This window comes from Atopobium minutum 10063974 (assembly GCF_000364325.1).
In the GTDB taxonomy this organism is placed as follows: Bacteria; Actinomycetota; Coriobacteriia; order Coriobacteriales; family Atopobiaceae; genus Atopobium; species Atopobium minutum.
Window position 1 is genome coordinate 223,364 of sequence record NZ_KB822533.1, and the last position, 14,812, is coordinate 238,175.

Annotated in this window: 18 protein-coding genes; all 18 read right to left on the minus strand. The window is 49.3% G+C overall.

The window, feature by feature from the left end; translation table 11 throughout:
• Window positions 1-4: 4 nt before the first annotated feature.
• Window positions 5-811 (minus strand): hypothetical protein, encoded by an 807-nt coding sequence (locus tag HMPREF1091_RS01015; RefSeq protein WP_002562964.1) that lies wholly within the window; start codon window positions 809-811, stop codon window positions 5-7.
• 3 nt (window positions 812-814) lie between these two features.
• Window positions 815-1,045, minus strand: a complete 231-nt coding sequence (locus tag HMPREF1091_RS01020) for a hypothetical protein (RefSeq protein WP_002562965.1) — start codon at window positions 1,043-1,045, stop codon at window positions 815-817.
• A 77-nt stretch (window positions 1,046-1,122) separates the two neighbouring features.
• Window positions 1,123-2,688 carry a hypothetical protein gene (locus tag HMPREF1091_RS01025; protein ID WP_002562966.1) on the minus strand — a complete coding sequence of 522 codons (1,566 nt, stop codon included), beginning with the start codon at window positions 2,686-2,688 and terminating at the stop codon, window positions 1,123-1,125.
• A gap of 2 nt (window positions 2,689-2,690) precedes the next feature.
• A complete protein-coding gene (locus tag HMPREF1091_RS01030) occupies window positions 2,691-3,560 on the minus strand; it encodes a hypothetical protein (protein WP_002562967.1) in 870 nt (289 codons plus the stop codon).
• Window positions 3,557-6,481, minus strand: a complete 2,925-nt coding sequence (locus HMPREF1091_RS07915; protein WP_002562968.1) for a tape measure protein — start codon at window positions 6,479-6,481, stop codon at window positions 3,557-3,559. Before HMPREF1091_RS07915 ends, HMPREF1091_RS01030 begins: the two co-directional genes overlap by 4 nt.
• 3 nt (window positions 6,482-6,484) lie before the next feature.
• Window positions 6,485-7,081: a Gp15 family bacteriophage protein gene (locus HMPREF1091_RS01040; RefSeq protein WP_002562969.1), complete on the minus strand. Its 597-nt coding sequence runs from the start codon at window positions 7,079-7,081 to the stop codon at window positions 6,485-6,487.
• Between the two features lie 2 nt (window positions 7,082-7,083).
• Window positions 7,084-7,527: a hypothetical protein gene (locus HMPREF1091_RS01045; protein ID WP_002562970.1), complete on the minus strand. Its 444-nt coding sequence runs from the start codon at window positions 7,525-7,527 to the stop codon at window positions 7,084-7,086.
• A gap of 121 nt (window positions 7,528-7,648) precedes the next feature.
• Complete coding sequence (locus HMPREF1091_RS01050; protein ID WP_002562971.1) at window positions 7,649-8,164, minus strand: hypothetical protein; 516 nt, start codon at window positions 8,162-8,164, stop codon at window positions 7,649-7,651.
• A 1-nt stretch (window position 8,165) separates the two neighbouring features.
• Window positions 8,166-8,573 (minus strand): hypothetical protein, encoded by a 408-nt coding sequence (locus HMPREF1091_RS01055; RefSeq protein ID WP_002562972.1) that lies wholly within the window; start codon window positions 8,571-8,573, stop codon window positions 8,166-8,168.
• Complete coding sequence (locus HMPREF1091_RS01060; RefSeq protein WP_002562973.1) at window positions 8,573-8,935, minus strand: minor capsid protein; 363 nt, start codon at window positions 8,933-8,935, stop codon at window positions 8,573-8,575. Before HMPREF1091_RS01060 ends, HMPREF1091_RS01055 begins: the two co-directional genes overlap by 1 nt.
• Entirely contained in the window at window positions 8,932-9,243 is a 312-nt protein-coding gene (locus HMPREF1091_RS01065; RefSeq protein WP_155887826.1) for a hypothetical protein, read from the minus strand. Before HMPREF1091_RS01065 ends, HMPREF1091_RS01060 begins: the two co-directional genes overlap by 4 nt.
• A gap of 5 nt (window positions 9,244-9,248) precedes the next feature.
• Window positions 9,249-9,581 carry a hypothetical protein gene (locus HMPREF1091_RS01070; protein ID WP_002562975.1) on the minus strand — a complete coding sequence of 111 codons (333 nt, stop codon included), beginning with the start codon at window positions 9,579-9,581 and terminating at the stop codon, window positions 9,249-9,251.
• 11 nt (window positions 9,582-9,592) lie between these two features.
• Window positions 9,593-10,402 (minus strand): hypothetical protein, encoded by an 810-nt coding sequence (locus HMPREF1091_RS01075; RefSeq protein WP_002562976.1) that lies wholly within the window; start codon window positions 10,400-10,402, stop codon window positions 9,593-9,595.
• A gap of 13 nt (window positions 10,403-10,415) precedes the next feature.
• A complete protein-coding gene (locus tag HMPREF1091_RS07920; RefSeq protein WP_002562977.1) occupies window positions 10,416-10,964 on the minus strand; it encodes a hypothetical protein in 549 nt (182 codons plus the stop codon).
• A gap of 109 nt (window positions 10,965-11,073) precedes the next feature.
• The gene (locus HMPREF1091_RS01085) at window positions 11,074-11,499 is read right to left on the minus strand and encodes an HD domain-containing protein (protein WP_002562978.1); all 426 of its coding nucleotides are present in this window, start codon (window positions 11,497-11,499) and stop codon (window positions 11,074-11,076) included.
• Window positions 11,459-11,668 carry a hypothetical protein gene (locus HMPREF1091_RS08380; protein ID WP_002562979.1) on the minus strand — a complete coding sequence of 70 codons (210 nt, stop codon included), beginning with the start codon at window positions 11,666-11,668 and terminating at the stop codon, window positions 11,459-11,461. Before HMPREF1091_RS08380 ends, HMPREF1091_RS01085 begins: the two co-directional genes overlap by 41 nt.
• Window positions 11,665-13,410 (minus strand): phage minor capsid protein, encoded by a 1,746-nt coding sequence (locus HMPREF1091_RS01095; protein ID WP_002562980.1) that lies wholly within the window; start codon window positions 13,408-13,410, stop codon window positions 11,665-11,667. Before HMPREF1091_RS01095 ends, HMPREF1091_RS08380 begins: the two co-directional genes overlap by 4 nt.
• The gene (locus tag HMPREF1091_RS01100; RefSeq protein WP_002562981.1) at window positions 13,410-14,807 is read right to left on the minus strand and encodes a phage portal protein; all 1,398 of its coding nucleotides are present in this window, start codon (window positions 14,805-14,807) and stop codon (window positions 13,410-13,412) included. The genes HMPREF1091_RS01095 and HMPREF1091_RS01100 overlap by 1 nt, the downstream gene beginning before the upstream one ends.
• Window positions 14,808-14,812 lie beyond the last annotated feature (5 nt).

Below are 14,812 nucleotides of genomic sequence, written 5' to 3' on the forward strand. Positions count from 1 at the left end.
TAAATTAAATAACTGGATAGGCAAAAGAGCCATGAATGTAGTTGTTGCCAAGCGACTGTCCGCCGCGGTTTGATGCTTCGGTACGCCCGTTTGTGTCGATATATAAAGCGACGTTTGCCATCTTGTTTTCGGTGGTGCAGCTTACTTCCCATTTATGAGCTGGGCGCATGCCTTCGGGCATGGTAAGCATTACTTGGCTTGCCCAAGCACTATCAAGATTTGGGGTGAGCGTGAATGTGCCGTAGACGATTTTTCCGACACGCACAGCGTATAGGCCGCCTTGCTCGAATGTTTGCACTTCACTCGCTTTTGCATCTGCTGTATTTAGGTCATCGATGGATGGGAGTTTCTTAGCAAGCGTAATTACCCTGGGCAGCTCAAGTCCGCGCACTTCAACGCGAAATAGCGGCGTTTCAACTGACGTAGCCCCACTAAGGATGTCTCCGTTTTTATACGTGGGGTCTGCCGCATCGGATGTGGTGGCTTCGCCAGATATGACCTTGACAGTAACTTCCTCAACTCCAGAAGATGCCACTTTTGAGTACGCCAGAACGACCAAATCGTTGTGGTTGCGTCCTGTAATGCCGCTTGCGATATTTACCTGTGTGTTGGCTTCTAAGACGCAGGGACGGCCATTTACAACAGCCACGCCTTTTGTGATGCTAAGCGCATTTGCGCTTGCCATGGACGGCTCAAAGCCAGAGCAGATGTATGTCCCTGGACCAAAGATTGCGGCTTGGATAGCACCCATTTGAGCCGAGGTAATGTGGTTTTTCCCCTGCTTACCAGTGACAAGGATATTTGTCGCCATAGCTTACTCCTTGCCCTTCATAAAAGTGTTGAACTCCCGGTCGTGACGGTCCATGAGCTCTCTGCATTTGAGATAGCATGCATCACACAAGATGAAGTTCTGCATAGTTCCATCAGAGCGAGTACGCCCAAATTCGTGGAAGTAATTAGCATCTGCAGTGCCTTCCTTGGCGCACTTGTGATGCTCTGGATTACGGTCACATATATAGTCGGTAAGACCAGTTTCCTTTGGCATGCACAGTCTCCTTTCGTTTTATCTGACCAGCGTGTTTTTCCTCGCACATATCTTCTGCCGCTGGTAACGAAAAGGGGCTATTCTGTTGTATATGCGAAATTTGCATAAATGTTTTGGTTGCCCAAAGAAGTGCCGCCAACATTCCAGGCAGTCATTACGCCGTCTGTACGGATTTCTACAGCCACATTGGCATTGGTGTTTGCGGTTGTGCAGCTCGTCTCAATATTGAATGTGGGGCGCATGCCTTCTGGGAGCGTTCCAATTACTTGAGACGCCCATGAGCTTGTGAGGTTTGCTTTAAAACCATTGATAGTTCCTGCTACGAACTTTCCGACACGACGGGCACGAATGCCGTTTTTGCTGTCGTATTCTTGCGTGGCAACAAGAGCCGCTACATCTACGCTTCCTGCCTTTTTCGCTGCTTCTAAGGCTTCTGCGGCAGTAGTATTAGCTGCACCTGCTGTAGCTTGCGCTTTAGTAATGTCTATCTTCATCTGTGGGAGTTCTGCGGTTATATTCGACAGAGAAGTATTCGCAGCGTCCACGTCGTTTTTTACAGCGTCAAGCTTTGTCTGCGTAACATCTGCTGTGATGGTGGCATTACTAATTTTTATGCCTTCTCCAGCGGTGTATGTAATTCCACCACCACTACTTGCGCTCACAGAGCCACTTAGAGACGTGCTTTGCGCAGTGCCACCGACGGCATATTCAATGGATACATCATCACCAGCACAAGTTACGATCTTCTTGGTGACTTGTGCGGACACTTCCGTTGCCGTTTTTATATCGTAGGATGTGATGATGTCACCAACGCCATAACTTGCATCTGACTTTAGATTTATATCAACCGATGACGCGTTTTGCAGCTCTTTAAGCTTTTTTATTCCTTCTTTCTCAAGCTCTTCTGCTTCTGCTCCGTTGTAGTCATATTTTTCTTCTACTTCATCAACGCCAAAAATGGACTGTGTCTTGCTCACATTGCCCTTAGCGTCTGCATACAAGTCGATAACAGTGCGGTCTTTAAGCTCACCCTTACCCAGGCACACAAGGTGGCTAACAGGGTTGTGGATGTGCTTAAAATTATGGTCCACTACGTCAGTATCTAGAGCTGGGTGTGATGTAATTTGGACTGCTTCAAGGCTTATGGTCTTGCCATCCACCCACTCAAACTTTGGGCGTGCATTTTGCGCCTTAAGCATTTTTACAATGCCCGTATAAGCGTCCACGAAGCGGTCAAATTGATACTTTGCAGTAAACGAGGATACGGTATCAGCCACTTTAATAAGGCCGTCCAAACCACACTGCCTGACAATATCGCGCAAGGCTGCATGCACTTCATTATTTACGACGAGATAATCCGTCCCTGCAGGGGGGCGAATAATCTTTGATGCCAAAAGACCATGCACAGAGCGCCCTGAGTACTTATAGGTGCCAGCTGCACTATCGTATGCATACGAATCGACGACACCGCCGTATTCTGTATCTTCTATGTATACCCGGGCGCCTTTTGAGATGCGAATATTGCTTTCTGCATCAAGCGTAAGCTCAAAATTGTTCTCACCGCTTCCAAATGCGCAGTCGAAATAAGCGCGTTGCAAGATACCTACGTCATTGCCAGCTTCGTCCGTATAGATAATATCCAAGGCTACTTACCTCCCAGCTCAAATGGAGGAAGGCTGCGCATTTCGTAAAGCGTGATGTCAAACAGATAAGTGTTATCGTATGTCACTGTTTGTGTGCCTGGGTGAATTGGCTCAAAAATGTAGGAACCTGAGCCTTTTGCACCGCGAGCACGTTCAGAAAGGGTGTTTGTCCTGCGTCCTTGTTCGTCAATTAGCACGATAGTTTTTTGCGCCGTATCTACCTCTAGAGTCTGCCCTTCGCGCACACTGGTATTGATTTTGTAAGTGTTGTCACCAAGCCTGATATAAGGGTTGGTGGCAGGACCATACACACGCCATAAAAATTGCGCGTCAAATACTCCTGGGACATCTAGCGTGTGTGAGCTTGCAGAGCCTGCCAAGTCATGCTCAAAGTCGTACTCAAAGTCTGCGCCTAAGATGGCGTCGCTATCCTGCATGGTAATTGGCGCATACTGCGTGGTGGTCTCATGTATCCATTCGCACTTCTCGCAGACCAAAGACAGCTCAATTTCTGCAATACAGTCACTTAGCCAGTAATTGGAAAAAGACACACCGACAATCCAGCAAGATAAGTACCAATCGCCTACATACAAGCGCCCAGGGCGCTTGGCCATGATGTCGTATTCGCCAATTTGTGCAATGTAATTAGACTTTGCGATACCTTCTTTTGCGGTCTTGGCCATGATGCCAACAGGCAGCTTCTTTTCCTTCAAGCCGTGCTTAAAGCTGGAGATGCGAGTTTTGGCCACGCCCGTTTCATACGTCCATGAATTGGCGCGCAAGTCATGCTGGAGGTAATGCAAATCCTCGTCAGAACCACCAAATTGTACGGTCTTGCCGTTATTGTTTACATAGGTAATGTCAGTTCTCATAGGGTAGGTATCGCCTCTCTTATTATTCTTGCTGCTTCGCGGTTGTTGTAAATGACCGCCACAGGCTTAGCGAGTGCCTGGGAAAGGCGTGCTCCCATTACGTCAAGGCGTCGCGCAAGATATGCAATATCGCTATTGCGGTTGGTTCCGCGGTTGAGCTCGCCCATAAGCTCGGCTAAGTTCTGAGCCAATGGAAGCAAACTTGTTTTATTTAGTGGCAGAGCATACTCGGTACCAGCTTCGCCAAAGCCATGGCCAGAGCCAAAGACGGTGGGGCCATCAAAGCGCGCGCCTTCTGCATGCCAAGATATATCAAAGCTAGGAATTGAGCCTTTAAGTAAATCGCCAATCTGCCATCCCTTAGGGCTAATGCCGAAATGCGGCACCGGGATATGTGGCCATGAAATCTTAAAGCTAAAAAAGCCCTTAATGGCGTCAATGATGCCTTTTACTTTATCGCGGGCAGCGCCCATCTTGTCGCCGATAGCATTACCAATATTGGTAAAAATGTTTTTGACAGTTCCAAAAATGCCATTAAAGGCAGCTTGGAATGTCTGCGCAATGGTATTCAGGATGCCAGTCAGTGTGCCGACAAGCGCGTTAAACACACCGCCGATGAAGTTACCAATGCCACCGACGATATTCTGCACACCATCTGCAGCCATCTGCCAATTACCAGTAAACACTCCGACAAATACGCCAATGACGGCCTGAATTACGCCACATACGGTCTGAATTACACCAGAGATAGCCTGCATAGCACCGCTAATGATTGCTCCAGCAATCTGGAAGGCGCCGCCAAGTACGGTCATTACCACAGACGCAATTGTGCTTAGCTCGCCCACCACCAATGTGGCAATTGTCGTAAAAACACCGATGATGGTTGGAAGCAAGGGCTCGATAATTCCCCATGCGGTTTGGAAGCCTTGCACAATTTGGCTAAAGCCACTCTTAAGCATGCCGACCATACTCTCAAAAGCTGGGCCTAAAATGCCTGCCGCTTGTCCCGCAAGGTCACCAATAAAGCCTGCGACTTGCTTTAGGACATCACAAAACGTTTGAATATAAGGCTCGGCATTTTTAAGAATGCCAGCAAGACTATTGATGCCATCTGCCAAACCCCCAGAGATTGCCTGCACTATGCCGGGGACTTGAGATGCAATATCGCCAATGGCTGGGCCAAAGCTAGACGCAATAATTCCTGCAATTTCGCCGAATACGCCGAATAGATTGCTCAATGCTCCCTGCAGCTCTGGGCTTGCTGCGGTAAGTCCTAAGAACGCTGCCACGCATATGCCTATAGGCCCTCCGATACCGCCTAGAAGGCTTGTGAGTGGTCCCAGAAGGGCACTTACGCCAGGAATGGCACCAAGCACTCCTGCAAGACCTCCTGCAGACCATGCTAGGAATGCACCAGCCACCAAGCCTATGACAGGCGCAAGACCACTAAGAGGACCATTTGCAACACCCTCAATGGCACCACCCAGCTTTTCGATAAAGCCTTTTACGCCCTCTACTACAGGAGCCAAAGACCCGGACAGTTGCTCTATAAATGGTTTTATGGCTTCTGTAGCCTTGTCAATTACGGGGATAAGAGCTTGGAAAATGCCAGTAAGACCCTGCAATATTGGGCCTGCGATGGGTTCACCCAAGCGCGCCAAAGCCGCTTTTACGTTTGCAAAAGAGCCAACAAAAGTCTTGCCTGCGGTCTGAGCAGTATTGCCTAAAGACTCATTCATGGCTTCAGAAAAAGTCTTAAAATCAATCTTCCCGGAAGATACCATCTCCTGAACTTCTTTTTGCGTTTTCCCAAGGTGTTTGCCCAAGATATCGAGAACGGGGATACCTGCCATCATGAGCTGATGCATATCTTGGCCTTGCAGCTTGCCTAGAGCGGCTATAGAACCCCAAATAACACCCATATCGGTAAGGGAGCGTTGTGACACAGCAGCAGCGCCAGCCACACCCTTAAGAGACGTCACCATCTCTTCGCCCTCTTTTACGCCAGACGCACTAAGCGTGGCTGCGGTGGATGCGGCTTCGCCAAGGCCAAAGGAAGTACCTTTGACAGAAGTTAGGGCATTATCCATAACCTCTGTAACCGATTCTGCGCTATGGCCAAGACCGGTAAGTTTTGCTTTTGCATTGTCGATGTTAATTGCGCGGTCAAATCCGCCTTTAAGAATTGCCCCGCCCAAAGCCGCGGTAAGTGCTCCTGCCACGCCCTGCGCCTTGCTAGCAATCTCACCAAGCTTGCCTACGATGGTAGCCGCGCCCTTAATTGCAGCAGCGCCTGCAGAGGTAAACGCCTTGATGGCAGCTAAATTGAAGCTTGCAAAGCCGCTCGCGGCGCTTGAAATACCCGCGCCGATTTTGGACAAAGGGCCAGACAGGGCAGTGCCGACAGGGGCAAGCTTTCGCGTGATGGATGAACCAAAAGAGGATATAGCGCTTCCTGCCTTTTGGACGTATCCACCAATCTTGTTAAATGCCGGCGCAAAAGTTGTCTGAATAGATCCTGCTGCGCTTTTTGCGAAATTGCCTACATGGCCAGAGATGTTTGAGAAAATACTTTTTGCATTTGTCGCAATGTTTTGGAAGACTTTAGTGACTGGTTGTAGCTTTTGGGAGACAATGCGTGCAACTGGACTGAGTGCCACCGAAAACAGTCCTGCAAAGCCAGAGAAAATATTAGACGTTGCCGTGGCCATAGAAGATACCACAGACACGACTTTTTTAACCGCAGCAGTTGCCTGCGGTGTCATTTGCTTAATTGATGAGAGCATCTTCTTGCCCATGTCTGGCAAGTTTTTCTCTATGCGCTCTGCTGCAGATTTTGCCTTGCCCTCGAGCTCTGCCAGGGCAGATTTAAAGCTTGTATTATCGCCAAGGATTTTAAAGACGACTGTACCGTCTGCCACGTGCTACCACTCCTCCAGAATACGGGCGTTGTGCATCTTTACACGCTCATATTCCGTGAGAGGTAACGACCAGGCTCTCTCAAGCGCTCTGTGCTGTTTGCGCTCATAGTCTGCGGCATCACTTGGCAGCGGGCGCCTTGCTTGCATGGCATTTGATGTTAGTGTGTCCATGGCACACATACCGCTAAATAGCAGTGCGAACTCATACCAATGTGCTTGGTAGACTGAGATGTCTATTCCGTAGATGTGTTTAAAGTCGATGCGCACAATGCCGCTGTCGGCTTCCCAATCAAACGTCTTTTTGCTGGTATTGTCACTGCTGCCATCACCGTATGGCATAGCTTGGCCAAAGGCACTATCGCGCCAATCGTAAGCCGCGCTAAGCGCCATATACGGGTTGTCTTTGACGATTTGGGGTATTTGCCCATTGCGCGCAAACCATGACGTGAGAAGTGCTGTAGCGTCCGTCAGGTTAAGCCCATCTTCATTGGACGATTGCAGGATATAGGAGCGGACAGCACGCCTCCATCCTGTACGGATTTTAACGTGCTGCCCTGCAATCTCAACTGTATCTGGTAAGGGACGAGTGAGCCAGTCCATTGCTAGTCTTCATCGGATGTGGTGGCAAATTGTTCGATGCTGGCAGACATGGCATCAATGCTTTTTTGCGACGTAGTGTTGTCCAAGATGAAGTTCAGGACTGCCAAAAGACGCGTGATATTAGAACGATTGCGACCACCCATAAGCTTTTGCGCCACATCAGGCTCGATAAATGCAGACTCGATAATGGCCATACCACGGTCAGAAATCTCTTGCATTGCATCAAGGCCATCTTTAGTATCTGCTCCTTCGAGCTTGCTAATCTCTTGGATAAGAGCGCGAATCTCAAGGGCATAGGTCATATTGCCCAGCTCTAAGTGATAAATTGCGCCGTCTACATCAATAGCTAAGGTAGGATTGGTTGGCGCCTTGAATTGGATTACGTCTGCTTGCTTTTTCTTGGTGGCAGCCTTTTTAGGGGCATTTGTTCCTGTCTTTTTAGGCATAGTTCCTCCTGCAGTGGATTTTACTTGCGCATATCTTCGGGCGCAGGTAACGCAAAGCGGCCATCATAAAGACGGCCGCCAGGAGAGGAAACGCTAGTCAAAAGATAGATGCTTGTATGTCTTATCCGCCAATGCCAGGAGCTACGGTAGCCGTAAACTTCTTGGTCTTGGGGTCGTAGGTGCCGTACTCCCAGTCACCATTGAGGGATACTGTGCAGGAAAGCTTTGCGGGGTCTCCTGCTTCTCCAGAGATGGGAGAGGGGGTCATGGTGGCAGTTGCGCGTTTAGCAATAAGCTTGTCTGCGGCGCACTTCACACCAGTTGCAATATCGCGGTCAAGCGTGCGCATATACATGCAGGGAACGTTAATATCGTCCTCATGCTTTGCGATTGCCGCCTGAACATCACCAGGAAGAACCGCGTCAAGCTCAAACTCAATGGTAGTGGTTCGACCAGTGATGTACTTGGGCTGGTTCTTGCGGTCGAGATACTTAGGGGAGTACTCGTTGTTGTCGGTCTTCATCTCCGCCTTGGTAGTTTCGGTTACACGCAGCATGTCGCCAAGCGTATCTGCGGTGTAAAAACCGAGGTAATGCTGAAGCTCATAGATGCCCATAAGCTCGCGTTCTTTAGCCATGTTAAGTCCTTTCAATATAAGTAAGAATTGCGATTAGTTGGTAAACTTCGCTGCCGTCTTCATAAGATGAGAGTTTGTTAGGACGTGCCGTTACTTCGTGGCCATACCACGCAACACCTTGGGGATGCACAGGGCAGACTCCACGGTCAATGGCATCTGCCACCTTGTTTAGCTTTGCCAGCGCGTCAATACGCCCGCGTTCATCTTCTGGGCGGCATTTGATGTATAGCTCATAGCCATACTGGTAGATTCCTCCACCACTTAAATACTTGCGCAATACCGCCTGCGTAGGCGCTGGCTGGAGTTGCGCTGATACGCCCAAGATTGTCGAAAACTCTCCCAGAGAAACACTGATTGGGTCTAGCAGCTGTTCTGCCCATTCAAGCACGCATGGAGTTAAGTCAGTCACTATCCCATCATCTCCTTAGCTTTTTGGGCAAAAATCTTTCCCCAAGCGTCCTTTCTCACGGCGCGCGTTTTTTCGAACCAGTGGTCAGAGCCTTGTTTGGGGTGCGTAAGCCCCTTGGTGTAGTACTGATAGCGTGCGTATTTGGCGGTATCATCGTCAGTGCCCCACATGATTTCGCAGTCGGTTTGCCCTGGCTTGGTTTTGCCGCTGCCGATAAGGTCACCGTTCAAATAAGGAATGTTAGGCTTACAGTCGCTTAAGGCGTTTTCTGCCGTCACAAAGCATGCTGCTTGTAAGGCATTGTCGCCCCTGCGCTCAAGCTCTTTGATGCTCACACCACCAAATTGATGCACTACCCTCATGCGCTCACCTCCATGTGGTGAAAATGCCCGCCATCGGCCCATACAGCTACCGTGGATACGCGTATAGAGGTGTGTGGAGGGGTTTCTGAGTCGTCCACGCCAAGCACTATACGATCTCCTGCGGCTATATCTAGCCGCCTGAATAAATACGCCTTCATGGAGGTTTGCGCTACGGGGCCAACGCCTGACGGGATATAGCCGACCGCCCAATCAATGCGGCATCCAGAAACGATGCCACGAGTCCACTGCGCCTGCTTAGGCGTGCCCGTATTGTGCCAAACGGTGATTGTGTCAGATGCGATAGCCATGAGCATTACGCCAATCCGCAGTACAAAAGACCTGTGCCATACAGCCAAGGCGTTACAGCGTCTACATCGCCCTGGTTTGCCTTGGCTTCTGTGTAGACCTTGGTGGTACCACCGATGGTCTCCTGCTTGATGCCTTCTTCTGCGTATCCAGCACCTGCCACACGCTCGCATAGCTCGGATAAGGCGGCCAACCAATCTAGCTCCCAGATGCTGGGAATGTCTTTTCCAGTAATAGCAACAAGGCGCGCACGCGCTGCAGGAAGGGCGGCTTTAAACTCGTCCTCCTGCAGCTTATTGTGCGTCTGACGATAAATCTCGTATGTCAGAGTAGGGGTCACCTAGATACTCCTTAGGCGTGCTTGTTTACGTAGATACCGGCCTTCTTGTTCTTCTTGACAATGGAGCCGAATACCCAGCGGAATTGAGACAGCCAGCAGTCACCATTAACATGAGTGCCAGGGGCGAACAAATAAGCCACGGCGCGCTTGACGATATAGCGGATAGTGTTCTTACCGCCAGAAATGACAATGAAGTCCACGTTTTCGCCCAAAAGCGCCTGAGGAACCTCAAAGATGGTAAAGCCATCGTAAGAGCCGACAGTATCAATGATGTTCGTCTCATTGCTGAATTGGCGGTCTACAGCATCCTCAAGAGCAGCTAAGGCAGTAGAAGACATGTACAGGTCGCCACCAGAAAGACCGACTTCGGTAAACTGCGTGCGTGCCTTGCGAATCTCTGCCTTGATGTTGTCCTTGGTGATAGCTTCGGAGCCTGTGGTCTTAGCCTTAGCAGCAGCGGTCTTGAAGAAGTCCTTATCTACAGCGGGCAAGAAAATGGTGCGCTGATACTCAGATGCTGCCTTTGTAGAAAGGATTGCAGCGGTATCGATGTCTTGCACGGCGTCAATGTCAAAGGATGCCTGCTTATCGTGCTCAAGCGTGTAAGGCGTATAAGACAAAGTGACATCGTTTTTGGTCTTGAAACCGTCGTAATCATTTACGGTATCAGACGCAAACGTAATGTCAGGCACGTTTACGGTCTTGGCATTTACGAACTCTGCGCCAGGGTCGCTATAGCGAGCAGCATAGGACGATGTGACTAGCACCTCGTCGAGAGCCTTGGTAAATACCTCGGGAAACTTGCTAATTGTGTTAGGCATAAATGCTCCTTACTTAGTGTTTTGGTGGGGTAAGTCCTGCAGCTTCGTATGCAGCCTTCTCAAGCTTCGCTGCAGAACTGGGCGTACCTGCAGAAGAGCCACCAGTACTTACGCTTTTAGGCTGGTTGAACAGATAAGGCTTTTCTGCCTTAAGCTTTTCAATATCGCCATCGAATGCTTTAAGCGCTACACGACCAAGCTCTGTGTCTACGCAGCCAGCAGCGCTAAGAGCTGCATTGGCTTTCTCAGTTGCGAGACTGTCCTTAAGCTCTGCAAGCTCGCTTTGCAGCTTGTCTACATCAGATGCAGACTTGCCGCTCTGCTCAAGCTGTGCCTTAAGCTCTGCAATAGTCTTGTCGCGGTTGGCAATATCGCGCTCGTACTTGTGGTAATTAACCGTCTGCTCGCCATTGGACGCACCCTTGGGGTCTTGGGGCTGTGTGCCCTCGCCTGTGGGGGTCTGTGCGGATGCAGTTTGCGCCTGTGGGTCTTGGGGCTGTGTGCCCTCGCCAGCCTTGGGGTCTTGGGGAGTTGCTACTCCCTCGCCATTAGCATTAGGCATGTTTATTTTCCCTTCTTCGTGATTTTTGGCAGGTTGCCTTGTCACAAAGAAGTTTCAATGTGGGGTAACGGCATAAAAATACCCTCCCATGTAGGGAGGGTAAGAGACACTAAGTAGCAGATAGGAAAGCGTAGGCTTTTTTGTACTTTTTTGCGCGCTTTAAATCTGCTTGCGTAATCTTTGGAAGCCTGCTTAGATCCATGTTATCGCGCAAGTCAGCCATTTTTACAGTTCTTGCATCTACATCACAAGCGATTTTCTTAACGTAATCCATATAGGAAACGCCGCACTTATGAGTGAGTAGACAGACAATATCAACTATACGTTTGCTGACACCTTGGGAAAGTAAGGCATCTGCAGTAATCGAGGTATCTTCAATAACATCATGAAGTAGTGCTGCTGCCCTTTGGGTGTCAGTTACGCAGTTAGCAGCCACACGTTTAGGATGCTCAATATATGGCTTGCCAGCTTTATCGAATTGTCCTGCGTGAGCCTTAGTAGCTATAGATAGGCTCAGTTCGATTTGCGATTGCATCTTTAATTTCCTCTTCGGTAGCCTCGTCATACCAGTCATGACATAAGACAATGTCTTTATACAGGTCTTGGGCAGGGACCCATGTCTTGTTTACCCAGTCATAACGGTAAATGAGACTATCAATTTTCTTTGCAAGAATAAGTTTATTCTCACTTATATAGTATTTCATTTTTTAACCTCATCTATTTTAGGAGGTGCAGAAATGGTTTGTGAGTTTACTATCATTTGGCGCTCTAATTCGTCACTCTGGTTCTTGCCATCTAGAGTTGATAAGTCAAGAATGCGTGCCTGTTCATATAATACATGATTCTTTTCTTTTATTTCTAGACTTTGTGGAGTGTGGAATTGGATTTCAAATGTATATCCATCAGGAGTCTTTACCTGTGTGTTTACACCTCGATAGACTGCAGATTCATCTTTCAAGGTATTCTTAACTTTGGTAAATATATACCCCTTCTTTTCAAGAGCATTGCGAACCTCTTTAAAATCGGCAACAAAATGATTGATGTCAGATTCGAATGTATACCTTAAAACATCATTTATACTTGTCTTCGTATTAAGTTTTACATCTTCTTCTTTGGCGTTTGATATAATTTTACGAGTTAAGCTAGTTTGGCTCTTGAGTCTCTGCCCAAATCCAGCAAGTTTTCGCGTTTTTGTCTGCAAAGATTTAAGAGTTTTTGTAACTGCTGGTTCCGCTAATTGAGCTTTTATAAATAATTTTTCCGCACGCGCTTTTGCCACTTCTGTAATGGAGTTAGCTGATACTGCCTCTGTATTCTTAAAATCAATCCGCCCAAGTCCTTTAGGCTGTCTCTTTACGCCATAAGCGCGCTCACGCTCATACAGGCGTGTAAGACCGTTCGCACGGCAATGCTCACGTAGCAGCGCTTGAGTACGCCCTAGCTTATAGCGGTCATCCACCATATCTAAGCCTTGTTCTTGGCCAAGAGCTATGCGGCGCTTGTATTTGCGTACCTTGCGCTCTAATGCGCGCTGTTTCTGGGTGGCCCTGTAGTACTCATCGCTGGTCATGCCATAACGCTTCTGTTCTTTCTCAAAGCTTAAGTCGGGCAGCTGGGACAGCCCCGGCATATATGGCACCATCTCATGTTGGCAGTTAACACCACACAGACGGTCTCCAAGAGACCCAAACGGACCTGTGCCAGAATATCCCGTGCCTTCATCTAGACTGGGGTATTTAGAGCTCGTTCCACTGCGTGAATACACCTTGCCCTGCCATATGGCATGCGAAGGACGTGCTCCAAAATGCGCGGAAACGAATACCAAGTCTTGGTCGTATTCGTCGCACTTGTCACTTAGAATCTGCGCTTTTGCCTGGGACACTTGAGAGACAATGTGACGGCGCACAGCAGCGTCAATAGTTGTCTTCACGCCGCTTTTGTAATCGACAGTCTCAATGCCTGCGTCTGACAAAGCGCGCACAGCATCTTCCATGATTGCGCGGCGTGAATCGCCCAGCTCTTTGCGCACAACAGCGTTTGCGGCAATCGCATACCATGTGGTGGCCATGGTGTTTGCCAAAGCGATATTTTGGCGGCTTACAATCTCACCAATACCACGTGCAGCCTGCGCAAACTCCAGCGCACCTTGCTTGGTGAGTTGACGCTTTGTGTGCAGCTTCTCTAGCGTCTGTTCGACCTCTGCTTCGTAGCCTTCCACAGCGCTTATAAACGCTTCACGCGTTTCTTTGCTAATACGCCCCTTGTACTTAACAAAGATGGCCATAGCGTCGCTCTTGGCGCGGGCAGCGAGCGTAGAGAGCATGTCTGGATTATCTACGCCAGACAAAAGATATTGCGTCAGACGCGAGCTCATCTTCTCGACGTAATCCTCAAGCGCGCCATGTACGACGTCCTCAATAAACGCATCAAGGTTCTTATCAACCATTAGGCTTCCTCAGGCAGCTTTGCCGTAGCATTAACGAGTGCGCGTGCTTCGTCCTCACTCATGCCGTAAAAGCGCATAGGATACAGCCATGCAGGCGCAAGATTGCGTGCAATGTCATCCTTCATCTGGGCACGTTCTGTGGCGGTGTCCTCCACGATTGAATCGTCCCATGTGATGTCTACATCAACAGATGTGGGCACAACGCCACATAGAGCACATTCAGACGCATAGGCGCCGGCAAACAGTCGTTTTAGAGCCTTACCCACTTGCTGCTCGTGTTTGCGGACATTACGGAATAGCTGCGAGTTATCGCTGGAAACCTCGGTAGCAGTGCGCAGGCCAGACTGGCGCGAATAGCTAAAGTAGTTAGGGCCAAAACCGCATTTAAAGCTCATGAGAGACAACGCGGAGTTAATGGACGCATCGGTGGCATCTGCCTGCAAGTCAGGCGCATACACCGTAAGTGGGGTCTGACCACTCACGCCGCTGGTCTTCACTGGCCTAAACATGCGCTGGTCAAGCGTGGAAGATAGCTCGGCTTCTCCGGTTTGTACATTGCGCTTGACTGCGGTCTCGTCCACCATCACCCGTGGCTGGCATAAGCGCAGCATCCAATAGCTGCGGTCGAATGCTTCATCTACGCATTTAATGGCATCGATGCCGTCATTGAATACACTCACGCCAAGGGGAGACGCGTCAACATACGTATTGGCAATAGCTGGGCGCACCAAGGCGTATGTGGGGATAGAACAGCGCGTATCGAGGTCAGGGGTTACAGACTCACACTCTACAGGCACGTTGTGGTTCTTCTGGTCAAACAGCCACGTACGCACATGGTAGGTGCCCTCTACAGGCTCGTGTACCTGTAGACGGTCAAGCATACGCCCATCTACCAACACACAATCGGTAAATGCGCATGAGACAGAGTTTGCGCCATCTGACAGAAGCGGAATGATGTTTCCTGCGTCATGAAAAGCAATTGACGCTTTCGTAGATCCTTCTGTGCCCTCGTAATTGCAGCTCCACGCACCAGTGCCCAGTGCAAATGCAAGAGCAAGGTTGTCTGCCTGCTCACCGACAAAATCACCAAAGCGCTCTTCTAGCCATGTGTTCAGTGCTGCGTCCTCGGCGCTAATTTGGGTCTTCTCGTCCATGACAAGCGTTGCCCATTCTTCGGCAACAGCGCGTGCAGGACGCAAACTTAGATGCTTGTTTGGCGCGTCACGCCTAACAAACGTCTGCCCTGCCATGGGGTCATAAAAGCTGTTTTCAGCCTGATACCAGCCCCACCAATTGGTGATGAACTCATCCATTGTGTTGTTGCATACATAACCGTTGTGACGCAAGAACTCAGTTGCCCATCCAGGAACGCCGTTAATTTGCTTAAGAGCTGCCAATGTAT

Coding starts and splice junctions, on each gene's coding strand:
- HMPREF1091_RS01015 (WP_002562964.1), bottom strand. CDS start 811: ATGGCGACAAATATCCTTGTCACTGGTAAGCAGGGGAAAAACCACATT.
- HMPREF1091_RS01020 (WP_002562965.1), bottom strand. CDS start 1,045: ATGCCAAAGGAAACTGGTCTTACCGACTATATATGTGACCGTAATCCA.
- HMPREF1091_RS01030 (WP_002562967.1), bottom strand. CDS start 3,560: ATGAGAACTGACATTACCTATGTAAACAATAACGGCAAGACCGTACAA.
- HMPREF1091_RS01040 (WP_002562969.1), bottom strand. CDS start 7,081: ATGGACTGGCTCACTCGTCCCTTACCAGATACAGTTGAGATTGCAGGG.
- HMPREF1091_RS01045 (WP_002562970.1), bottom strand. CDS start 7,527: ATGCCTAAAAAGACAGGAACAAATGCCCCTAAAAAGGCTGCCACCAAG.
- HMPREF1091_RS01050 (WP_002562971.1), bottom strand. CDS start 8,164: ATGGCTAAAGAACGCGAGCTTATGGGCATCTATGAGCTTCAGCATTAC.
- HMPREF1091_RS01060 (WP_002562973.1), bottom strand. CDS start 8,935: ATGAGGGTAGTGCATCAATTTGGTGGTGTGAGCATCAAAGAGCTTGAG.
- HMPREF1091_RS01065 (WP_155887826.1), bottom strand. CDS start 9,243: ATGGCTATCGCATCTGACACAATCACCGTTTGGCACAATACGGGCACG.
- HMPREF1091_RS01075 (WP_002562976.1), bottom strand. CDS start 10,402: ATGCCTAACACAATTAGCAAGTTTCCCGAGGTATTTACCAAGGCTCTC.
- HMPREF1091_RS07920 (WP_002562977.1), bottom strand. CDS start 10,964: ATGCCTAATGCTAATGGCGAGGGAGTAGCAACTCCCCAAGACCCCAAG.
- HMPREF1091_RS01085 (WP_002562978.1), bottom strand. CDS start 11,499: ATGCAATCGCAAATCGAACTGAGCCTATCTATAGCTACTAAGGCTCAC.
- HMPREF1091_RS08380 (WP_002562979.1), bottom strand. CDS start 11,668: ATGAAATACTATATAAGTGAGAATAAACTTATTCTTGCAAAGAAAATT.
- HMPREF1091_RS01095 (WP_002562980.1), bottom strand. CDS start 13,410: ATGGTTGATAAGAACCTTGATGCGTTTATTGAGGACGTCGTACATGGC.